The organism is Ruegeria sp. BC2, from assembly GCF_056539245.1.
On the sequence record NZ_JBQFUQ010000001.1, the window covers coordinates 1,377,112 to 1,398,771 of the forward strand.

The 21,660-nt window shown below is 63.9% G+C and carries 23 protein-coding genes; 9 read left to right on the plus strand and 14 right to left on the minus strand.

Annotated elements, in window-relative coordinates:
- Positions 1–79 precede the first annotated feature (79 nt).
- From lptG to rsmA, 5 genes are all read left to right on the plus strand, one after another.
- A complete protein-coding gene (gene lptG, locus ACR0CU_RS06760; RefSeq protein WP_170446371.1) occupies positions 80–1,180 on the plus strand; it encodes an LPS export ABC transporter permease LptG in 1,101 nt (366 codons plus the stop codon).
- The gene (locus tag ACR0CU_RS06765; protein ID WP_170446373.1) at positions 1,180–3,348 is read left to right on the plus strand and encodes an LPS-assembly protein LptD; all 2,169 of its coding nucleotides are present in this window, start codon (positions 1,180–1,182) and stop codon (positions 3,346–3,348) included. The genes lptG and ACR0CU_RS06765 overlap by 1 nt, the downstream gene beginning before the upstream one ends.
- Positions 3,339–4,592, plus strand: coding sequence for a peptidylprolyl isomerase (locus tag ACR0CU_RS06770; protein WP_170446375.1), 1,254 nt, complete (start codon positions 3,339–3,341; stop codon positions 4,590–4,592). Before ACR0CU_RS06765 ends, ACR0CU_RS06770 begins: the two co-directional genes overlap by 10 nt.
- A complete protein-coding gene (pdxA, locus tag ACR0CU_RS06775; protein ID WP_170446377.1) occupies positions 4,589–5,554 on the plus strand; it encodes a 4-hydroxythreonine-4-phosphate dehydrogenase PdxA in 966 nt (321 codons plus the stop codon). Before ACR0CU_RS06770 ends, pdxA begins: the two co-directional genes overlap by 4 nt.
- Before the next feature lie 84 nt (positions 5,555–5,638).
- Positions 5,639–6,481, plus strand: a complete 843-nt coding sequence (rsmA, locus tag ACR0CU_RS06780; protein WP_170446379.1) for a 16S rRNA (adenine(1518)-N(6)/adenine(1519)-N(6))-dimethyltransferase RsmA — start codon at positions 5,639–5,641, stop codon at positions 6,479–6,481.
- A gap of 68 nt (positions 6,482–6,549) precedes the next feature.
- Here the strand turns inward: rsmA and ACR0CU_RS06785 are convergent, their stop codons facing one another.
- From ACR0CU_RS06785 to prfA, 3 genes are all read right to left on the minus strand, one after another.
- Positions 6,550–7,122 carry a DUF4167 domain-containing protein gene (locus ACR0CU_RS06785; RefSeq protein ID WP_170338278.1) on the minus strand — a complete coding sequence of 191 codons (573 nt, stop codon included), beginning with the start codon at positions 7,120–7,122 and terminating at the stop codon, positions 6,550–6,552.
- 239 nt (positions 7,123–7,361) lie between these two features.
- Positions 7,362–8,207 carry a peptide chain release factor N(5)-glutamine methyltransferase gene (gene prmC, locus ACR0CU_RS06790; RefSeq protein WP_170437758.1) on the minus strand — a complete coding sequence of 282 codons (846 nt, stop codon included), beginning with the start codon at positions 8,205–8,207 and terminating at the stop codon, positions 7,362–7,364.
- Positions 8,204–9,259 (minus strand): peptide chain release factor 1, encoded by a 1,056-nt coding sequence (gene prfA, locus ACR0CU_RS06795; protein ID WP_170446381.1) that lies wholly within the window; start codon positions 9,257–9,259, stop codon positions 8,204–8,206. The genes prmC and prfA overlap by 4 nt, the downstream gene beginning before the upstream one ends.
- A gap of 62 nt (positions 9,260–9,321) precedes the next feature.
- On the opposite strand from prfA, the gene ACR0CU_RS06800 reads away from it, so the two are divergent.
- A complete protein-coding gene (locus tag ACR0CU_RS06800; RefSeq protein WP_170338777.1) occupies positions 9,322–9,624 on the plus strand; it encodes a hypothetical protein in 303 nt (100 codons plus the stop codon).
- Here the strand turns inward: ACR0CU_RS06800 and ACR0CU_RS06805 are convergent.
- The 4 genes from ACR0CU_RS06805 to ACR0CU_RS06820 form a co-directional block, all read right to left on the minus strand.
- Complete coding sequence (locus tag ACR0CU_RS06805) at positions 9,550–9,957, minus strand: DUF1499 domain-containing protein (RefSeq protein ID WP_170446385.1); 408 nt, start codon at positions 9,955–9,957, stop codon at positions 9,550–9,552. The two genes, ACR0CU_RS06800 and ACR0CU_RS06805, sit on opposite strands and share 75 nt — an antisense overlap.
- Before the next feature lie 66 nt (positions 9,958–10,023).
- On the minus strand, positions 10,024–10,971 hold the full coding sequence (speB, locus tag ACR0CU_RS06810) for an agmatinase (RefSeq protein WP_170446387.1): 948 nt from the start codon (positions 10,969–10,971) through the stop codon (positions 10,024–10,026).
- Between the two features lie 69 nt (positions 10,972–11,040).
- Complete coding sequence (gene speB / locus ACR0CU_RS06815) at positions 11,041–12,018, minus strand: agmatinase (RefSeq protein WP_170366168.1); 978 nt, start codon at positions 12,016–12,018, stop codon at positions 11,041–11,043.
- 35 nt (positions 12,019–12,053) lie between these two features.
- Positions 12,054–13,217 (minus strand): M20 aminoacylase family protein, encoded by a 1,164-nt coding sequence (locus tag ACR0CU_RS06820; protein WP_170446389.1) that lies wholly within the window; start codon positions 13,215–13,217, stop codon positions 12,054–12,056.
- Between the two features lie 66 nt (positions 13,218–13,283).
- Between ACR0CU_RS06820 and mazG the strand changes: the two genes are divergently transcribed.
- The 3 genes from mazG (at position 13,284) to ACR0CU_RS06835 (ending at position 15,590) form a co-directional block, all read left to right on the plus strand.
- Positions 13,284–14,141: a nucleoside triphosphate pyrophosphohydrolase gene (mazG, locus tag ACR0CU_RS06825; RefSeq protein ID WP_170446391.1), complete on the plus strand. Its 858-nt coding sequence runs from the start codon at positions 13,284–13,286 to the stop codon at positions 14,139–14,141.
- Positions 14,142–14,202: 61 nt separating this feature from the next.
- Positions 14,203–15,144: a nucleoside hydrolase gene (locus ACR0CU_RS06830; protein WP_170446393.1), complete on the plus strand. Its 942-nt coding sequence runs from the start codon at positions 14,203–14,205 to the stop codon at positions 15,142–15,144.
- Complete coding sequence (locus ACR0CU_RS06835) at positions 15,141–15,590, plus strand: GNAT family N-acetyltransferase (RefSeq protein WP_170446395.1); 450 nt, start codon at positions 15,141–15,143, stop codon at positions 15,588–15,590. The genes ACR0CU_RS06830 and ACR0CU_RS06835 overlap by 4 nt, the downstream gene beginning before the upstream one ends.
- On the opposite strand, the gene ACR0CU_RS06840 is transcribed toward ACR0CU_RS06835, so the two are convergent.
- The 7 genes from ACR0CU_RS06840 to ACR0CU_RS06870 form a co-directional block, all read right to left on the minus strand.
- Complete coding sequence (locus ACR0CU_RS06840; RefSeq protein ID WP_170338259.1) at positions 15,587–15,757, minus strand: hypothetical protein; 171 nt, start codon at positions 15,755–15,757, stop codon at positions 15,587–15,589. The two genes, ACR0CU_RS06835 and ACR0CU_RS06840, sit on opposite strands and share 4 nt — an antisense overlap.
- 134 nt (positions 15,758–15,891) lie before the next feature.
- Complete coding sequence (locus tag ACR0CU_RS06845) at positions 15,892–16,434, minus strand: GNAT family N-acetyltransferase (protein ID WP_480642699.1); 543 nt, start codon at positions 16,432–16,434, stop codon at positions 15,892–15,894.
- Positions 16,435–16,480: 46 nt separating this feature from the next.
- Entirely contained in the window at positions 16,481–17,758 is a 1,278-nt protein-coding gene (gene eno / locus ACR0CU_RS06850; protein ID WP_170366178.1) for a phosphopyruvate hydratase, read from the minus strand.
- Between the two features lie 135 nt (positions 17,759–17,893).
- Positions 17,894–18,778 (minus strand): DMT family transporter, encoded by an 885-nt coding sequence (locus tag ACR0CU_RS06855; RefSeq protein ID WP_480642701.1) that lies wholly within the window; start codon positions 18,776–18,778, stop codon positions 17,894–17,896.
- Between the two features lie 148 nt (positions 18,779–18,926).
- A complete protein-coding gene (locus ACR0CU_RS06860) occupies positions 18,927–19,340 on the minus strand; it encodes a Fur family transcriptional regulator (protein WP_093962302.1) in 414 nt (137 codons plus the stop codon).
- 81 nt (positions 19,341–19,421) lie between these two features.
- Positions 19,422–20,126: an endonuclease/exonuclease/phosphatase family protein gene (locus ACR0CU_RS06865; protein ID WP_170363302.1), complete on the minus strand. Its 705-nt coding sequence runs from the start codon at positions 20,124–20,126 to the stop codon at positions 19,422–19,424.
- A gap of 86 nt (positions 20,127–20,212) precedes the next feature.
- A complete protein-coding gene (locus ACR0CU_RS06870) occupies positions 20,213–21,631 on the minus strand; it encodes a protein adenylyltransferase SelO (RefSeq protein WP_170446399.1) in 1,419 nt (472 codons plus the stop codon).
- Positions 21,632–21,660 lie beyond the last annotated feature (29 nt).

The window sequence follows — 21,660 nt, forward strand, 5'->3', positions numbered from 1 at the left end:
ATAGGCCGTCGCGCATGTTTTTGTGCCTTGGCGATTCTGGCAACAGGCCTGCTGGACGCCCCGTGCCGGGGATGCGGCCGTGATTCTGGACCGGTACTTCGCCCGCCGCTTTTTGCAGAGCTTTCTGGTGATTGGGGCCATCTTCCTGACACTGATGATCCTGATCGACCTGATCGAACAGGCCCGTCGGTTCAATGACGCCGACCTGTCATTTGGCCAGGTTCTGCAGCTGACGCTGTTGAACACACCCGCTGCGATAAGCGAGATGCTGCCGCTGTTGATGATCCTGTCGACCATTGCCCTGTTTGTCGGCCTCGCACGCAGCTCGGAGTTGGTGGTGACCCGGGCGATCGGCCGCTCGGGTATCCGCGCGCTGTTGGCACCGGTCCTTCTGGCGCTGATAATCGGAACTCTGGCGGTGGCCCTGCTGAACCCGATTGCGGCGGCCACGTCCGAGCAGTACCGGCATTTCTCGGATCTATACAAAAACGGTGGCAGTTCCGCCCTGTCGATCAGCCGCGACGGGCTTTGGCTGCGTCAGGGCTCACCGCAGGGCCAATCGGTGATTCATGCCCGCGCATCGACCAACGACGCCGAGCTTGAATTGATCGACGTGACCATCATCACGTTTTCGCCCGAAGGTCTTCCGTCCCGTCAGATCATCGCCGACGGCGCTCGCCTCGACGACGGGGTCTGGATCCTGCGCAACACCAAGGAATGGCCCCTGTCCAGCGACACCAACCCCGAGACCCACGCCGTCACGCATGAGACCCTGCGGTTGCCCACTTCGCTGACCCGTCAGCGCATCCTTGAAACCTTGGGCCAACAGGACAGCGTCTCGGTCTATGACCTGCCCCAACTGATCCGCGACCTGCGCGAGGCGGGTTTTTCGACCAAGCAATACGAGGTTTGGCTGCAGGTGCAGCTGGCGCGCCCATTCTTCCTGATTTCGATGGTGTTGATCGGCGCGGCCTTCACCATGCGGCACGTGCGGTTCGGCGGCACCGGCGTCGCCGTGCTGACGGCTGTTCTCCTGGGATTCGGCGTATATTTCGTGCGCAATTTCGCTCAGATTTTGGGAGAGAACGGCCAACTGCCAATTGTGATTGCGGCCTGGGCACCGCCGTTTGCGGCCATATTGCTGTCGCTCGGCCTTCTGCTGCACGCGGAGGACGGCTGATGCGGCGCCTTCTGCCCCTTTTTTTGTCCAGTGCCGTGTTCTTTTCCGGTCCGGGGCTGGCATTGGCCCAGACCTCGGAGACCAGAACGCCCGCGCCTGACACGGCACAACAACAGGATCAGCCTGCCCTGCTGGTGGCTGACAGGATCTTCATCACCCCGGATCGCAAACTGGTGGCCGAGGGCAATGTCGAAGCCTTTCAGGGCGACGTCAAACTGTCCGCACAGCGCGTGGTGTTCGACCGCGAGTCGGGCGAGCTGACGCTGGAAGGTCCGATCCGGATCGATCAGGGCGGACGCTCGACCGTCCTTGCGGACTCAGCGCAGCTGGATGACGGCATCCAGAACGGGTTGTTGACCGGCGCACGGCTGGTGTTCGACCAGCAGGTGCAGATCGCGTCGGTTCAGGCGACCCGCGCGGCAGGACGATACACGCAGTTCAGCAAGGTCTCGGCCACGTCCTGCCATGTCTGCGCCGACGGTCGGCCGCCCCTCTGGCAGATCCGGGCACGCAAGGTCACGCATGATCAGCTCGAACGGCAGTTGTACTTCGAGGGCGCCCAGTTCCGCATTCTGGATGTGCCGGTTTTCTACTTTCCAACCCTGCGGCTGCCGGACCCGACACTGGACCGGGCAACCGGATTTCTGGTGCCGTCAATCCGCACGACCTCGCAGTTGGGTACCGGCGTCAAGACGCCGTATTTCTTCAAACTGGGCGATCACAGGGATCTGACGCTGACCCCCTACCTGTCGTCCAAGACCACGACGCTTGGCTATCGCTACCGGCAGGCCTTCAAGAACGGCCGCATCCAGTTTGAAGGGGCCTATACCCGCGACGATGTCCAGCAGGAGCAGGATCGGGGCTATTTCTTTGCAAATGGCTGGTTCAATCTGCCGAACGACTTCCGGCTGACCTTTGACGTCCAGACCGCATCGGACGACTCATACCTGGCGGACTATGGATTGCCTGACTATGACCGTCTGCGCAGCGAGATCGCGCTTGAGCGCATCAAACGCGACACGGCGTTTCGGACCAGCTTCATTCACTACAAGACCCTGCGCGACAGCGAGGAACAGGATGAGATCCCGTCGCAGGTCTTCGATCTGTTCTACCAGAAACGCTATTTCCCCGCGTCCGCTGTCGGCGGCGAGGTTCGGTTGGGCTTCGTCACCCACACCCACACCCGGACCAGCGACGAGGATATCATCGGGCGCGATGTGGCGCGCGCCACATTCGACGCCCAGTGGCTGCGCAGCTGGACCTTTGCCTTTGGGTTGCGCGCGGATGCTGAACTGGGGGCTTCGGTCGACACGTTCGACATTCGCAACGACAGCGCCTACCCCGACCAGATCACCCGGTCGACCCCGCGTGCGGCTTTGACACTGCGCTATCCGATGACCCGGCGCGAAGCCTCTGGCGCGACCCAGTTTCTGGAGCCGATCGCGCAGTTTGGCTGGACCCATGTTTCGGACACCGATGTGCCCGATGACGAAAGCACCTTCCAGGAATTTGACCAGGGCAACCTGTTGTCCCTGTCGCGCTTTCCGGCCGAGGATCGACGCGAAGACGGCACGACCGCGGTCGTGGGCGTGAACTGGGCGCGGTATGCCCCGGGCGGTTGGCGGGCATTGGCCACGGTCGGCCAGGTCTTCCGCTCGACCGCCGATCCGAACTTCACCGCTACGTCCGGCCTGCAGGGAACTTCCTCCGACCTGCTGCTGGCAGGGCAGATCAAGACGAACAATGGCCTGACGCTGGCCGCACGCGGATTAATGGATGGCGATTTCAGCTTTACCAAGGCTGAATTGCGCGGAACCTGGGCCAACGAGGGGACCCAACTGGGCGGAAGCTATATCTGGCAGCAGCCGGACCCGGCCGAAAACCTTGACATGGAGACATCCGAGATACGGTTGACCGCACGTCAACGACTGGATGAAAACTGGAGAGCCAACGCCCTGGCCCGCTATGATCTGGCAGAATCCGAACCGCTGCGGCTGGGCTTGGGTGTGACGTATGAAAATGAATGTGTGCAGGTTAACATGTCCGTCAGCCGGCGATATACTTCGACATCAAGTATTGAGCCTTCGACGGAATTCGGCTTTACCGTTGCACTGACAGGATACGCCGTTGAAGGCGGGGGCAAGAAGTATAAAAGAAAATGCAGCTGATTTCAGGTTTTTCCAGGTTCTTTCGTTCCCGTTGGCTAACGGCATTTGCGCCCGGCCTCGCGGTCGCCATGCTGACAGTTGCGCCTCAGCAAGCCCCCGCGCAAAGCTTGTTTTCGCCGGCTATCCGCGTGAATCAGGATATCGTCACCTGGTACGAACTGGATCAGCGCCAGCGGTTTCTCGAAATTCTGGGTATCCCGGGCAGCTCGGAGGCCGAAGTCCGCAAGGCGCTGATCGACGAGCGCCTGCGCAAACAGGCCATGCGCGAAGCCGGCATCCAGCCCACTCCCGAAGACATTCAGGTTGCGATCGACGAATTCGCTTCGCGTGGTCAGCTGACCCCGGATCAGTTCCTGAAGGCACTGGCTGATGCGGGCATCGACCGGGAAACCGTGCGGGATTATGTATCCAGTCAGCTGGCATGGCGCGACTATGTCAGCGCCCGCTTTATCTCTCAGGCCCGTCCGACGGACGACGAAATTGACCGTGCAATGGGTCAGACCGGCGGTGGCGGTCTCCAGGTTTTGCTGTCCGAAATCATCATCCCCGTGAATGCGCAGACCTTGGCACAGGCCGAAGCCTTGGCCGACGAGATCGCCCGTGTCGAAACCATCGATGCATTTTCGGCCGCCGCCACGCAGTACTCGGCAGCGCCGACACGCGAAAATGGCGGACGCCTGGACTGGTTGAACGTCAGCAACCTGCCTCCGGCGCTGCAACCGGTTATCCTTGGCCTGAAGAATGGCGAGGTCACGGCCCCGCTGAGCCTGCCCAACGCCGTAGCCCTGTTCCAGATGCGCGGCCTGCGAGAAGTGGCCGCCAGCACGCCGCGGTTCTCCAAGATCGACTATGCGGCCTATTACCTGCCTGGCGGGCTCAGCCCCGAAACATTGCAAAGAGCCGCCGAACTGAAGGAAACGGTTGATACCTGCGATGACCTGTACGGCATCGCCAAGGGGCAACCGCCCGAGGTACTCGACCGGGTCTCGGCAAGTCCGTCCGAAATCCCGCGCGACATCGCGCTGGAACTCGCCAAGCTGGACCCCAACGAGGTGTCGACCTCTCTGACCCGAAACAACGGCCAGACGCTGGTGTTCCTCATGCTGTGCGGTCGGACGCGCGATCTGGGTGAGGATACGTCGCGCGAAGACGTGGCCAACGCGCTGACGCAACAACGCCTGCAGGCATTCGCCAACAGCCTCGTCGAACAGCTGCGCGCCGACGCCACCATCATCGAGCAATGACCGCGCCCATCGCGCTCAGCTGCGGCGAACCCTCGGGCATCGGTCCGGAAATCGCCGCCAAGGCCTGGGCCGCATTGCGCGACAGCTGCCCATTCTTCTACATCGGCGATCCCGACCATCTGCCGGACAACATTCCCACGACCGAGATCGTAGACCCCGCCCAGGTGGCTGACATCTGCGCAGGGGCGCTGCCGGTGTTGCCGCTGACCTTTCCGGCCCCGAACCTGCCCGGCCACCCCGATCCAGCCAATGCGCCTTCGGTGATAGACGCCATCGAAACCGGCGTGTCACTGGTGCAATCGGGCGCGGCCTCGGCCCTCTGCACGGCACCGATCCACAAGAAGGCCCTGATCGACGGCGCCGATTTCGCCTATCCTGGCCATACCGAATTTCTGGCGGCGCTGGCAGGCCGTTCCCGCGTGGTGATGATGCTAGCCAGCGAGCAACTCCGCGTGGTACCCGCCACGATCCACATCCCACTGTCGCAGGTGCCCTCGCGCCTCACGCCCGACCTGCTGCGCGACACGATCGCAATCACCGCCGACGGCCTGCGCCGCCAATTCGGCATCCCGCATCCTCGCATCGCGGTGGCCGGGCTCAACCCCCATGCCGGCGAGGGTGGCAAGATGGGCCGCGAGGAACTGGACTGGATCGCCCCTCTGCTGGCCGATCTCACCCCCGAGGGCTACACCGTCACCGGCCCGCACCCGGCAGACACGATGTTCCACGCCGCCGCACGCGCCCGCTATGACGCCGCCATCGCCATGTATCACGATCAGGCGCTGATCCCGATCAAGACCCTCGACTTCGACCGTGGCGTGAACGTGACCCTGGGCCTGCCCTTCATCCGCACCTCGCCCGACCATGGCACCGCGCTCGACATCGCCGGACAGGGCATCGCAAACCCCACCAGCCTGATCGAGGCGCTGAAACTCGCCCAACGCATGACACAAAGCACTTGATCCTTCATCTGGCGCCAAATATCCCCGCCGGAGGCAAAAATTCTCTGGCGCACCGCCTGCCCCTCGCGCCACGGTAACCGGATCATGAGCGCAATCGACACCCTCCCCCCGCTGCGCGAGGTCATCGCCAAGCACCAGCTCTCGGCGCGCAAGTCGCTGGGTCAGAACTTCCTGCTCGATCTCAACCTGACGGCCAAGATCGCCCGGCAGGCCGGCGACCTGAGCCAATGCGACGTGCTGGAGATCGGCCCCGGCCCCGGAGGCCTGACCCGCGGTTTGCTGGCCGAAGGTGCGCGCAAGGTGGTGGCGGTGGAAAAAGATATCCGCTGCATCGCCGCGCTTCAGGAAATCGCCGCTGCCTATCCCGGGCGGCTCGAGGTCATCAATGGCGACGCTCTTGAAATCGATCCGCTTGAACATCTGAACCCGCCCATCCGCGTGGCGGCCAATCTGCCCTACAATGTGGGCACGGAACTGCTGGTGCGCTGGCTGACCCCGCCGGAATGGCCACCCTTCTGGCAGAGCCTGACCCTGATGTTCCAGCGCGAGGTGGCCGAGCGCATCGTGGCGCAGCCCGGCACCAAGGCTTATGGGCGGCTGGCGATCCTGGCCCAGTGGCGGGCCGAGGCGCGCATCGCCATGTCCCTGCCCCCCGGTGCGTTCACGCCGCCGCCCAAGGTCAGCAGCGCCGTGGTCCACCTGACCGCCCTGCCCGAACCCCGCTTTCCGGCCGATGCCGGTATTCTGTCACGTGTCGTGGCCGCTGCGTTCAATCAACGCCGCAAGATGCTGCGCGCGTCGCTCAAGGGGATGGCCCCCGATATCGAGGACCGCCTGAAGGCCGCCGGCATCAAGCCCACCGACCGTGCCGAGCAGATATCACTCGAAGCGTTCTGCGCGCTGGCGCGTGAGATAAAAAAAACCTGATCCCGAACGAAAACGGCCCCGGACATCTCTGACCGGGGCCTTTGAACTCTGTGCGCAACCGCTATGGCTTATTCGGCAGCCTCTGGTGCATCACCGCCGCCTTGGGGGGCCTGCTCTTCTACGGCCTTAGGCTTGCGTGCGCGCGGTCTCCGGGCAGGTTTGTCCTTGCGCTCGGCCGCTTCGGCCTTGGCGCCCGCGCTTTCGGGCGTCTCGACGAGCCCGGATTCAGGAGTATCCGAATCGGCGTTCAGATCAACGATGTCCGGCTGCGGAGCCTCGGCCGGGTCCGCCTGGCGTGCGGCTTCACGTTCCTGCCGTTCCGCCCGCTCCCGATCGCGCTCGGCCTGACGCTCGCGGTTCTGGCGTTCCTGCTCTTCCCGACGCGCTTCCATTTCGCGTTGCGCCTCGCTCAGCAGGCGCAGGTAATGCTCGGCATGTTGCTGAAAGTTTTCGGCAGCGACGCGGTCATTGGCCAGCTGTGCATCGCGCGCCAGCTGGTTGTACTTGTCAATGATCTGCTGCGGCGTGCCGCGCACCTTGCCCTCGGGCCCCGAGCTGTCGAAAACCCGGTTAACGACGTTTCCACCAGAGGGACGATTGCGGTTGTTCTTTGCCCGCGAGCGGGATTTGGAGGATCTCATCTTACTGTACGTCAGCCTTGTCTTGCACTGTCGATCCACCCGTATTCTGCGCTGCTCTGTGGCCTGTGCCGTCACGGGATGTCGACTTTTTTGGGCTTGGCGTCAGGGGTGCGCCGAAGGGGCGTCAACCGCGCTGACTACTCTGAGTAAGCATGTCCTGACGGCGCAGACAAGGGGTTAATACACCAAATGCCGGGTTTTTTACCCCGACCGGCGTAAATCGGCCTCAGAATCCGCGGCTAGCCCGGCATTCTGGCGCCCACCACCCGGTCCCGCCCGTCCAGATCAGGAACCACACGGATATCCGCCAGCCCCGCCGCGTCGAACAACGCGCCGACCGCCTGCGCCTGTGTCGGGCCGATTTCCACCAGAAGCCGTCCGCCGGGCACAAGGTGATCAGGGGCGCCGGCCGCAATCCGGCGATAGGCGTCCAGCCCGTCCGCTTCATCCGTCAAGGCCAGGCGCGGCTCGTGCTCGCGCACTTCGGGCGACAGGCCGTCCATCTCATCCAGGGCGATATAGGGCGGATTGGAAACGATCAGGTCGAAATGGCCGCCAATGTTTTCGAACCAGTCCGAGCGCTGGATTTCCGCCCGGTCCTGCACCCCATGGGCCACTGCATTCGCACTTGCCTGCAGACAGGCGGCCTCGCTCAGATCGACGCCCAGCCCGGTTGCGCTGGTGCGTTCTGCCAGCAGGGTGATCAGGATGCAGCCCGAACCGACGCCCAGGTCCAGCACGCGGTCGAACGGCTGGCTGAGGGCCGCTTCGATCAGCGCTTCAGTTTCGGGGCGCGGGTCCAGCACGTCGCGGCTGACGCGGAAGCGTCGGCCGTAGAATTCGCGCTCGCCCAGAAGATGGGAAACCGGCACCCGGATCGCGCGCAGCGACACCAGTTGCTCATACCGTTCGGCGATCTCGGGCGAGAGCTCTTCGGGCGCAATCAGGGTCACGCGGCTGGCCTCGATCCGGGCGGCATGGGCCAGCAGAACCCGGGCGTCCCGCGCCGGGTCGTCCACACCTGCGGCCCGCAGGCGCGCGGTGGCGGCCACCATGGCCTGTGCCGCTGTCAGCGCCGCGATCATTGCGCCATCTCCGCCAACAGGCGCGCCTGATCATCGGCGGTCAGCGCGTCGATCACCTCGTCCACATCGCCCTGCATGATCTGGTCGAGCTTGTAGAGCGTCAGGTTGATTCGGTGATCAGTCATCCGGCCCTGCGGGAAATTGTAGGTACGGATGCGCTCGGAGCGGTCGCCCGACCCAACCTGGCTGGCCCGGTCGGCCGAGCGTTCACTGTCGATCCGTTGACGTTCGAGGTCATAGAGACGCGTCTTGAGCACCTGCATCGCGATCTCGCGGTTGCGGTGCTGCGATTTTTCGGAACTCGTCACCACGATCCCGGTCGGCAGGTGGGTGATCCGCACCGCCGAGTCGGTGGTGTTCACATGCTGCCCACCCGCGCCCGAGCTGCGCATCGTGTCGATGCGAATGTCATTCGGGTCGATCTGGATATCCACGTCCTCGGCCTCGGGCAGAACCGCCACAGTCGCCGCCGAGGTGTGGATGCGCCCGCCGCTCTCGGTTTCGGGTACACGCTGTACGCGGTGCACGCCGGATTCGTATTTCAGCCGCGCAAAGACGTTGTCGCCCTTGATATGGGCCACCACTTCCTTGATGCCGCCCAGTTCGGTCTGCTGTTCTTCGATGATCTCGAACTGCCAGCCGCGCGCCTCGGCATAGCGCTGATACATCCGCAGCAGGTCGCCCGCGAACAGCGCCGCCTCGTCGCCGCCGGTGCCGGGGCGGATCTCCAGTATTGCCGGCCGCGCATCGGCCGCGTCCTTGGGCAGCAGCGCCAGTTGCAGCGCGTGCTCCACCTCGGGGATGCGCGCCTTGAGCTGCGGGATCTCCTCCTCGGCCAGCTCTTTCATGTCGGGGTCGTCCAGCATCGCCTCGGCCTCGGCCAGATCGGCCCGCAGCTGGCGCCAGGCTGCGATCTGTTCGACCACCGGCTTGAGGTCGGAGTATTCCTTGGCCAAAGCCGCGATATCCCCACCCGAGGCGCCATCGGACATGGCCGCCTCGAGGTACTGGAATCGCTGGGTGATCTGTTCAAGACGTTCTTCGGGGATCATTGGGGCGGTGTCTATCATCCGACGGCTTTGGTCAAGGCCCCGGCTTGTGCTAAGCTATGCGCATGAAACGGATCATTGCCCTGCTGATTGTCTGCGCAACGCCCGGTCTGGCCGATGTCATCGGCCCCGGTGGCAAGGTGCAGGATTGCTATTGCACCGACACGTCCGGCAGCCGCGTCGAACTGGGCGAGATGGTCTGCCTGCAGGTCGATGGCCGCATGTTCATGGCCCAGTGCCAGATGTCGCTGAACGTGCCGATGTGGCGCGAGGTGTCAGAGGGGTGCCTGTCTTCAGGACTGCAAAGCCGCCAGCCAACCGTCGACCCGGGTGCGGTTGACGTCGAAATCCCGTCGGCCAAATCGTAACCGTCCATAGATGCGCAGCGTGTCGCCGTCCTGCCGGGCGGTGGTGTAGTCGGGAAAGCCGAACACCCGACTGCGGGAGACATAGGTGATCAGGCCCTCATGCACCGATCCGGCAAGCACCGTCGTACGCGGCGTCGCCCGCGCCACTTGGTCCAGCCGCGCGAGGCCGTCCGGCCCGGTCTGCACCACGCGGATCACGCCTCCGGGCAGGTCACGATCTGCCTCGGCCACGACCGGCACATGCCAGCGCGCGGGATCGGCCGGTGCCAGCCGCACATAGAGGCCAAGCCCGACAACAGCGGCGACGATCAACCAAAGAACCATGCGTTTCATTCCAATCAGACCTTCCGGCAGAACCCTAGCCGCCCACCGGTACCTGGCAAGACCTGCCGGCCCCGCTTACCGTGACGTCACACCGGGCAGGATGCACAGCAGCTCGAACAGCAGGTTGGCCGCCGTCAGCGCGGTGTTGCCCGACGGGTCATAGGGCGGTGAGACCTCGACCAGGTCGCAGCCCACCACGTTCATGCCCCCCAGCGCGTGGATCAGCTGCAGCGCCTGCGGCGTGGTCAGTCCGCCGATCTCGGGCGTGCCGGTGCCGGGGGCATAGGCCGGGTCCAGGCTGTCAATATCGTAGGTGACATAAACCGGATGCTCGCCGATTTCCTTGCGGATCAACGCCCCGATCTGGGTCAGGTTTTGTTGCCACAACTCCCACGCAGGAAACTGCCGGAACCCCCAGCCCTTGGCCTCGGTGAAATCGCTGGCCGCATAGCCCGACCCGCGGATACCGACCTGAAAGGTCTTGTCGGGCACGATCAGCCCCTCTTCATACGCGCGGCGGAAGACGGTTCCGTGGGTCTCGCGCTCACCGAACATCTCATCATTGACGTCGGCATGGGCGTCCACATGCACCAAGGCAACGGGCCCGTGTTTCGCCGCAACCGCCCGCAGAATCGGCAGGGTGATCGAATGATCGCCCCCCATCGCCACTGGGATCACGCCCTGCGCCAGGATCGCGTCATAGCTTTCCTTGATGATCCGAAGGCTGTCGGCCAGCGAGAAGGTGTTGATCGCCAGATCTCCGATATCGGCGATCTGGAGGCTGTCGAAAGGCGCGGCGAAGGTGGCCATGTTGTAGGGCCGGATCATCGCGCTTTCGGAGCGGATCTGCTTGGGGCCGAACCGGGTACCCGACCGCCATGAGGTTCCGATGTCCATCGGCACGCCCAGCACCGCCACGTCCAGCCCTGCCAGCGTATCGGCCGCGGGCAACCGCATGAAGGTATTCGGCCCCGAAAACCGCGCCAAATCGTTGCCGCTGATGGGTTGGTTGTATTGGCTCATGACGTGCGCGCCCCCTGTCTCGTTGGTTCACCTGATACCGGCCATAGCAAAACCATGGCTAACCAATGGTTAAAGCCGCCCGTCTTTCGCCAGCTTGGTCCATCCCAGCAGGCAGATGATCTGGGTCGCCACATGCGCCCCCGCGATCGCCGTTGCACCGGACGTATCATACGGCGGAGACACCTCGACCACGTCGCCGCCCTTGATGTTGATCCCGGCGATGTCGCGCAGGATGATCTGCGCCTGGATCGAGCTGAGCCCACCCCAGACCGGCGTGCCGGTGCCGGGGGCAAAGGCCGGGTCCAGCCCGTCGATATCAAAGCTCAGATAGACAGGACTGTCGCCCAAAATGCCTTTGATCTTCTGCGCCACGGCGGCGGGGCCGGATTCATAGACCTCGCGCGCGTCGATGATGTTTACACCCAGCGTGTCTTCGTTGGTGGTGCGGATCCCGACCTGGACGGAGCGTTTCGGGTCCACGATCCCCGACTTCACCGCCTTGTAGAACATGGTGCCGTGGTCCACCCGGCTCATGTCGTCATCAGCCCAGGTGTCGGTATGGGCATCGAACTGCAACAGCGACATCGGACCGTATTTCTCGGCATAGGCCTTGAGGATCGGAAAGCTGATATAGTGGTCGCCCCCCAGCGTGACCGAGGCCACATCCGCCGCCAGAATGGTACGGATGTGATTGGTCAGCGTGTCGGGAAAGGCCGGGATGTTGGCATAGTCATAGGCCATGTCGCCATAGTCGATGATCGCCAGCTCGCTGAGCGCATCGAAGGGCCAGCCATAAGGCGCATCGGGCGATTGCAGGGCGCTGGCCTCGCGGATCGCACGCGGGCCAAGACGGGTGCCGGGGCGGTTGGTCACCGCCTGATCGAACGGCACGCCGGTCACCGCGATATCGGCACCGGTCAGGTCCTTGGTGTACAGCCGCCGCAGAAAGGACGTGGCTCCGCCAAAGGTGTTTTCATAGCTCAACCCCTTCAGGTCGGGGTTGGTAAAGGCCTCATCGACCTGATTTTTTGCGTCTTCCAATGCCATTTTGGCCCGTTTCCTCCCTGATATTGACCGGACCGTCAGGTCAACGGCTGCGCCTTTTCGACGATGCGCGCAAAGAACGAGGCACCCACCGCTGCGATCTCGTCGTTGAAATTGTACTTGGGGTGATGCAGCCCCGGCCCGTCGCCCTGCCCCAGGAACAGATAGGCGCCCGGACGTTCCTGCAGCATGTACGAGAAATCTTCGGCCCCCATCTCGCGCCCGGCTTCGGCGATCACCCGATCGGCGCCCGAGACCTCGCGCGCCACCTCGGCGGCGAAGCCGGTCTTGTCCGCATCGTTGACCGTGGCCGGATAGCCGACGACATAATCCAGAGTCGCCGTGACCCCGTAGGATGCCGCCTGCCCCTGCACGATTTCCTCAAGCCGGGTCATCACCATCTTCTGCACCGCCGGATCGAAGGTGCGGACGGTGCCGTTCAAATAGGCGGTGTCGGGGATCACGTTGTTCACGGTCCCGGTGTGGATCTGAGTGACCGAGATCACCAGATCGTCCAGCGCATAGTGGTTGCGGCTGACGATGGTCTGGATCGCCTGCGCGATTCCGCAGGCGGCCATGACCGGGTCGCGCGTCTCGTGTGGCATGGCACCGTGGCCACCGACGCCTTGAATGTGGATGTCGAACGTGTCGACCGCCGCCATGATCGGCCCGGGCGTGGTATAGAATGCGCCCTCGGCAAAGCCCGGCGCGTTGTGCAGCGCATAGACCTGAGCGATGTCGAACCGGTCCATCACACCCTCTTTGACCATGATATCGGCGCCGCCGCCCTCTTCCTCGGCGGGTTGGAACAGCAACGCCACCCGGCCCCGGAAATTCCGCGTCTCGGCCAGATACCGCGCCGCGCCCAGCAGCATGGTCGTGTGCCCGTCATGCCCGCAGGCATGCATCATGCCCGGTGTCTTCGAGGCATAGTCCACACCCGTTTCCTCAGCGATCGGCAGCGCATCCATGTCGGCGCGCAGCCCGATCGTGGGGCCATCGCCCTGCCCGGTGATGATCGCCACGATCCCTGTTTGCGCGATCCCTTCGTGCAATTCGTCCACGCCGAATTCGCGCAGCCGCTCGGCCACGAAGGCGGCGGTCTGGTGGCAGTCGAACTCCAGTTCCGGGATCGTGTGCAGGTGCTGGCGCCATTCGGCCATGTCGGCGGCGTAATCGGCAATGCGGTTGACGACGGGCATCGGGGGTGGACTCCTGATCCAAGCTGCGGGATGGATGCATCTGACACCGGAACAAGGGGCTTCGCAATGGCTGAAAATCCACTGATCCACGATACCGACGCCGGAATCGAGCGGCTGCTGGAGATCATGCGCCGCCTGCGCGACCCGGAAACCGGCTGCCCGTGGGACATCGAACAGGATTTCGCCACCATCGCCCCCTACACGATCGAAGAGGCCTATGAGGTCGCCGACGCCATCGAACGCCAGGCCTGGGACGAGCTCAAGGGCGAGCTGGGCGACCTGCTGTTCCAGTCGGTCTTTCATGCGCAGATGGCCGAAGAGGCCGGGCATTTCACTTTTCAGGACGTGGTGCGCACCATGTCCGACAAGATGGTGGCCCGCCACCCGCATGTCTTCGGCGACGAATCCCGCGACAAGTCTGCCGAACAACAGACCCGCGACTGGGAGGCGATCAAGGCCGCCGAGCGCGCCGGAAAGGAACAGAAAGGCGCGCTGGACGGTGTCGCCGCCAACCTGCCCGCCTTGCTGCGCGCCTACAAGCTGCAGAAACGCGCCGCACGGGTGGGGTTTGACTGGCCCGATGTCAGCCATGTGCTGGACAAGATCACCGAAGAAGCCGCCGAACTGACAGAGGCGCGCAACCAGATGGACGCCGACGCGCTCGAGGACGAATTCGGCGACCTGCTGTTCGTGATCGTCAATCTCGGCCGCCATCTGGGCATCGAGCCCGAGGCCGCGCTGCGCCGCACCAACGCCAAGTTCACCCGCCGGTTCGAACAGGTCGAAGCCCTGCTGGCCGCACGTGGCAAGACGCCGTCAGACAGCACGCTGGAAGAGATGGACGCCCTGTGGGACGCGGTGAAAACCGAAGAACACCGGGCAAATGGCAAACTCCCGCCGCTCAAGGCCGCAAGCGACGCCTGAAACCGCTGGACAAGCCGGGCCGCGCTTGCCAGTGTCCGCCCTTCAAGACCCCGGAGGCCCCATGACCGCGCGCAAGATCATCATCGACACCGACCCCGGACAGGACGATGCCGTCGCCATCCTTCTGGCCCTGGCCAGCCCCGACGAGATCGAGGTTCTGGGCATCACCGCCGTCGCCGGAAACGTGCCGCTGGAGCTGACTGCAAAGAATGCGCGCATCGTCTGCGAACTGGCCGGGCGCACGGACATTCCGGTCTTTGCCGGGTGCGACCGCCCGCTGAATCGCCCGCTGATCACCGCCGAGCACGTGCATGGCAAGACCGGGCTGGACGGCCCCGTCCTGCCTGATCCGCAGATGCCGTTGGCCGAGGGGCATGGCGTCGATTTCATCATCGACACACTGCGCGCGCAGGATTCCGGCACCGTCACCCTCTGCCCGCTGGGGCCGCTGACAAACATCGCCACAGCCTTCCAGAAGGCCCCCGACATCATCGGGCGCGTACAGGAAATCGTGCTGATGGGTGGCGCTTACTTCGAAGTCGGAAACATCACACCCACCGCCGAATTCAACATTCATGTCGACCCCGAGGCCGCTGATATCGTGTTCAAATCCGGCGTTCCGATCGTGGTGATGCCGCTGGACGTGACGCACAAGGCGCTGGTTACCAAACCGCGCAACGACGCCTTCCGCGCCCTTGGCACCAAGGTTGGAATCGCAGTGGCCGAGATGACCGATTTCTTCGAACGTTTTGACAAGGAAAAATACGGAAGCGAGGGCGCGCCCCTGCACGATCCCTGCGTGACCGCCTATCTGATCCGCCCCGAATTGTTCTCGGGCCGACACGTCAACGTCGAGATCGAAACCCAGTCGGACCTCACACTTGGCATGACCGTCGCCGACTGGTGGGGCGTCACCGACCGCAAGCCCAACGCGCTGTTCATCGGCGACGTGGACGCCGACGGGTTCTTTGCCTTGCTGACCGAACGGCTGGCGCGGCTATGAGTGCCGCTCTGCGCCTTGCCCGTCCCGAGGACCTTGATCGCCTGATGGGCCTGGTCGCCGCCTTTCACGCTGAGGCCGGGATCGAACAGGACCCCGACCAAAGGCGCGATGCGCTGACGCCGCTGCTGGAAGGCATCCCGCATGGCTGTATTTATCTGATCGGCCCGTCGCGCGCACCGTTGGGCTACATCATCCTGACCTTCGGTTGGTCGGTCGAGTTCGGGGGGATGGACGGGTTCGTCGATGAAATCTACATCCGGCCCGCCATTCGCGGCCGCGGAATCGCCACCGAGGTTCTATTGGACTTGCCCAAAGCGCTGGCGGGTGCCGGCCTGACGGCCCTGCATCTGGAAGTGGATCGAACCAACGAGGCCGCGCAGAAACTCTACCTTAAGACCGGTTTCAAACCGCGCGACCGTTACATGTTGATGAGCAAAAAGCTCTAGCGTGACTCACCGCGGAAGATCAGCCCGGGATTGTAGTACATCTCTTGCACCGGATCGTTCTGCGACACCGGCTCGCCGGTGATCGGGTAGGTGTCAGGCCCTGCGCAGGCCGCCAGAACCCCGACGGAAAGCACGGAAATAACGAGAAGGATTCTTGAAGCGGACATCACGTTCTCCTTTTCTGCTGTACCGTCAAGCTACGCCCGACAACCTCGCACTTGTAGGAACAAGTTCACACATAATCACATTTATGTTTGCATTTTTTCCCTGCCTGCCCCAAAAAACTCGGGGTAAAGGGAGATTACCCTGCAATTCCATCGGGTTCGGCGGAGTCGCCCGTCAGCGACATTTCGAAGAACAACAGCTGGCCCTGGGCGATCTCGGGTATATCCGAATAGGCATCGCGCAGCTTGAACCCTAGCGACAGATACAGCCGAGTCGCTGCTTCCAGCGGTTTTCCGGTGTCCATCCGGATCATCTCAAACCCGTCCTTGCGGCACTGAGCGATCAGCGCCTGCATGATCGCACACCCCGCACCAGTGCCCCGAGCGTCATCGGTCACGAACACGCGCTTGATCTCGGCAATACCCGGACCGATCGTCTGGAACATCCCGCAGCCCACCGCCCGCCCGTCCAGCATCGCCAGCCGAGTTCCGCCCTTGGGTGGCATATGCTCGACCTCGATGGCGGACAGAACAGCCGCATATTTCTCGGGTGGATAGAACGTGTTCACGACCTGCCGCGACCGTTCATCCAGCGTCAGCAGATAGGCGTGATAATCCCAACACAAACGCCGGACAGCATCGAACTGGTCCGGCGTTTTAGGTTCAACGATAGTTAGCATGACGGACCCCCGGCCAATGTCGGGGGTCAGCCTAGCAGCTTGTGCCTTACTTGCGAAGGATCGAACGCCCCGCGTATTCGGCGACCTCGCCCAGCGTTTCCTCGATGCGGATCAGCTGGTTGTACTTGGCCAGCCGGTCCGACCGCGCCAGCGAGCCGGTTTTGATCTGACCGCAGTTGGTGGCCACGGCCAGATCGGCGATGGTGGCGTCCTCGGTCTCGCCCGAGCGGTGCGACATCACGTTGGTATAGCGGGCGCGGTGCGCCATATCCACGGCGCGCAGGGTCTCGGTCAGCGAACCGATCTGGTTCACCTTGACCAGCATCGAGTTGGCGCAGCCCTTCTCGATCCCTTCGGCCAGACGCGCGGGGTTGGTCACGAACAGGTCGTCACCTACCAGCTGCACCTTGCCGTCCAGCTCGTCGGTCAGCGCCTTCCAGCCGTCCCAGTCATCCTCGGACATGCCATCCTCGATCGAGATGATCGGATAGTCGTTCACCAGGGCTGCCAGATAGGCCACGTTCTCGTCGCTGCTGAGGGTCTTGCCCTCGCCCGACAGGACGTATTTGCCGTCCTTGTAATACTCGGTGGCGGCGCAATCGAGCGCCAGGTAGATCTCGTCACCCGGCTTGTAGCCCGCCTTCTCGATCGACTTGAGGATGAAATCCAGTGCCTCGCGGGTCGAGGCGATGTTGGGGGCAAACCCGCCCTCGTCGCCGACACCGGTGGCCAGCCCGGCGGCCGATAGTTCCTTTTTCAGAGTGTGGAACACTTCCGAACCCATGCGCACCGCTTCGCGGATGTTGCTGGCGGCCACGGGCATGATCATGAATTCCTGGATGTCGATCGGGTTGTCGGCATGTTCGCCGCCATTGATGATGTTCATCATCGGCACCGGCAGAACCCGCGCCGAGGTGCCCCCCACGTAGCGATAGAGCGGCTGGGTGGTGAAATCCGCCGCCGCCTTGGCCACGGCCAGCGACACGCCCAGAATGGCGTTGGCGCCCAGGCGGCCCTTGTTCGGGGTGCCGTCCAGCTCGATCATGGCGGCGTCGATCGCCACCTGCTCGGTCGCGTCAAAGCCCACCAGCTCTTCGGCGATTTCGCCGTTCACGGCGGCCACGGCTTCGAGCACGCCCTTGCCCATGTAACGGGACTTGTCGCCATCGCGCTTTTCCACCGCCTCATAGGCGCCGGTCGATGCGCCCGAAGGCACGGCGGCCCGGCCCATGGTGCCGTCTTCCAGAACCACGTCCACCTCGACGGTGGGGTTGCCCCGGCTGTCCAGGATTTCGCGTGCGTGGATGTCGATGATGGTGCTCATGATACCGGTCCCTGAAAATGCGTTCGGTTGCATGCCTCATACCAGCACGCGGGGAAAAGTAAACCGGGTCCGTTATCGCTAACACGCATATTTTCCGGCCTTTAGCGCCAACAGCGGCGTGTTTGCGCCAACAGGTCAGCAGACCGCCGGAGCCATGGCCCGCGCAATGCGCCGTTCGCGGATGAACGTGTACATGCCCGACCCGATGATCAGCGACGCACCGAACATGGTCATCAGGTCCGGCCGTTCGCCGAACATCCACATCCCGGCCAGGATCGAGAACAGCAGACGCGTATAGCGGAACGGCGTCAGGGCCGAGGCCTCGCCCACGCGCATTGCGGTCACGATCCCCAGATAGCCTAGAACACCGAATCCAACGGCACCGAGATAGGGTCCGATCTGCCCCATCTGCAGCGGCGCCAGAGGCTGCGCCGAGGTCAGCATCAGCACGCCGCCGGCAATTGCGACCGCCGCGTAGGCCTGCAGCGCCACCACGGCCGAAGCCACGCGCGCGTCCAGCCGGCGGGTGATCAGGTCCCGCGCGGCGATCGCAATGACGCTGGCCACCACGAACAGAGCCTCGGGCCGAAACCCGTCCAGACCGGGGCGGATGATCATCAGAACGCCGATGAACCCGACACCGATTGCGCTCCAACGGCGCCAGCCGACCTGCTCGCGCAGGAAGAGTGCGGCCCCCATCGTGACCACCAGCGGCATCGCCTGGAACACGGCCGCAACGGTTGACAGGTCGACCAGGGACAAGGCCGTGACAAAACTCAGCGCCCCGACCGCCTCGGTGCACGCGCGGATCACGAACAGCGGTTGCCAGGCGGCCGAGTCAAAGATCGGTTTGCGTGTCACGATGGCCATGGCGGCAAACACAAGTGCGCAGAACAGCCCCAGCACGATCATGACCTGACCGGTCGGCACGGTGACCGACAAATGCTTGATGAACATGTCCTCAAGCGTGAAGGCGGCCATAGCGCCGATGACCAGCAGGATGCCGTTCGCGTTGTTCATGTCGTTGCCTATTGATTTCGGAGGGCCTAATTGCCGCGTCGCAACTCAGAAGACCCGGATCGCGCCGCCGTGGCAAGCGCGAAGAGGGCTTGGAATCATGAATAGATTTTAGATGACCAATCGCTTTTGGTGATGTGTCCCGGCCGGATCAGTCCTTGTCCAGCGGAACTCCGTACAACTCCAGCCGATGACCTTTCAGGCGATAGCCCAGCTTCGAGGCGATCTTTTCCTGCAGGGCTTCGATCTCGGGGTCCACGAATTCAATCACCTCGCCCGAGTTCATGTCGATCAGGTGATCGTGGTGGTCGCGCTCGGCGTCCTCATAGCGCGCACGCCCGTCGCCGAATTCCAGCCGTTCGAGAATGCCGGCCTCTTCGAAAAGTTTGACGGTGCGATAGACGGTTGCGATCGAAATGCCCGCATCCAGCGCCGAGGCGCGGGCGTACAATTCCTCGACATCGGGATGATCATCACTGTCCTGCAGTACCTGCGCGATGGTCCGACGCTGGCCGGTCATGCGCAGGCCTTTGGCTTCGCAACGCGCGATGATCGTGTCCGCCATGTCATCCCCCAGAATCCGTTCGGGTTTCTGTCTTAGTACGTCCGCGCAGATTTCGCCACTGTGATTTGCGCCCGCTGCGCCTTAGCCCGCCAGCCGCAAATCTGCCCAGACCGGCAGGTGGTCCGAGGCGATATGCGCAGGCCGTTCCCCATGCACGCCGTGAGCCAGCGCCTCGAGCCCGCCGCCCAGCGCGATCCGGTCCAGCGCGCCCAGAGGCTGCGCGGCGGGAAAGCTGGGTACAGGCGGCAGGAACCGCATGTCGGGAGCCAGACGGTCAAGGATCGGCTGGCGCGACCATTCGTTGAAATCCCCTGCCCAGACGGTTGGCATCCGGTCCAGCGCGCGGCCGTCCTGCCGCAGATGGATGATCTGCTGACGGCGCCACGCCGAGAACAGCCCCAGATGCATTCCCATAACCCGCAAAGGCCCGATATGGGTGTCGAATTCGACCCGGACCGCTCCGCGCGGCTCCAGCCCCGGCAGATCGTGATGCGCGGCGCGGCGCACCTGAATGTGGTCGCCCCTCCAGATCACCGCGTTGCCATGCCAGCCCAGACTGCCTGCACCGCCCAGATCGACGATCTTCCACCCGGCCTCGTCCAGCATGAAATGCGGAAGCGCCGCCGGGCGCGGCGGCAGGCGTTTGTCGGCCTCTTGCAGCACCACGATATCGGCGCCCAGCCGGTCCAGCACCTGCAGGATGCGCTGCGGCTGGCGTCGCAGATCCAGTCCGACGCATTTCTGGATGTTGTAGCTGGCAAGGCGCAGCTTGGGCAAAGTGGTCATCTGTTTTCTACGGTTGTACCCCGTCAGGATTCGCAGGATCGCGCCCGGACGCAAGCCGATAGTTCAGCACAGATGCCGAAACCCGCTCAGGTGCCGCAAAAGGTGGCATGCACCACCTCGTCCTGCGTGGGCGGGCGCCTCAGATCGGCGGCGTCGGGCTGGTCGTCATAGGGCCGGGCCAGCACCGCGTTCAGCCGGTGGAACGGGGCATAGTCGCCCTGAACGGCAGCCTGGATCATCTGCTCGACCCGGTGGTTGCGCGGGATAAAGGCCGGGTTGGCCGCGAGCATCACCGCGGCCGGGTCCGCCTCGCGCGTCAGTCGCGCGCGCCACCCCTCGGCCCAGCCGTCAAAGGCCGCCGGATCGGTGAACTGGTCCCGCGCCGCATCGCTGCCCAGCGCGCGGAAGGTATTGGTGAAATCGGCCTGATTCTGCGCCATCCGCGTCAGCAGGTCCGAGATCAGTGCAAGGTCGCCATCCTCCTCGGTGGTCAGGCCGATCTTGGCCCGGAACCGCCGCAGCCAGTGCTGCTGCATCAATTCGGGCATGGCGTGCACGATCTCGGTCGCCTCTTCCACGGCGGCCTGCTTGTCCTCGATCTGCTGGATCAGCGCCGTCGCCAGCTGCGCCAGGTTCCACACCGCGATCTCGGGCTGGTTGGAATAGGCATAGCGCCCCATCCGGTCGATCGAACTGTAGACGGTGTTCGGATGATAGCTGTCCATGAAGGCGCAGGGGCCATAGTCGATGGTTTCGCCCGAGATGGCGCAGTTGTCGGTGTTCATCACCCCGTGGATGAAGCCCACCGCCATCCACTGTGCGATCAGCGCGGCCTGCGTGTCACGCACGGCGCGTAGCAGGCCCATCGGCCCGACGGCGTCCGGGTAGTGGCGCGCGATGGCATAGTCGGTCAGCCGCTGCAGGTCGGCGATCTGGCCGCGTGCGGCGAACACCTGGAACGTGCCCACCCGCAGATGGCTTTGCGCAACGCGGGTCAGTACCGCGCCGGGCATCGGGCCTTCGCGCAGCACGACCTCGCCGGTTTCCACCGCCGCCAGCGCCCGCGTGGTGGGAATACCCAGCGCGTGCATCGCCTCGGACAAGACATATTCGCGCAGAACCGGCCCCAGCCAGGCCCGCCCGTCCCCCTGTCGCGAAAACGGCGTGCGCCCCGAGCCCTTGAGCTGAATGTCGCGGCGGATCCCGTCCGTGCCCACCACCTCGCCCAACAGCACCGCGCGCCCGTCGCCCAGCTGCGGGTTGTAGTTACCGAACTGGTGGCCGGAATACAGCTGCGCCAGCGGCTCGGCCCCGTCCGGCAGGGCATTGCCCGCAAACACTTGGGCCATGTCCTGCGCGTCACCGGGCGAAATGCCCAGCACCTGCGCCAGATCGTCATTGAAAGCCACTAGCCGCGGCGCGCGCACAGGTTCGGGCGACTGGCGCGCATAAAAGGCGCCGGGCAGCCGGGCATAGGAATTGTCGAAGGGGATCGTCAGGGTCATGGCGCAAACATATGATCTGTGCGCAGTAT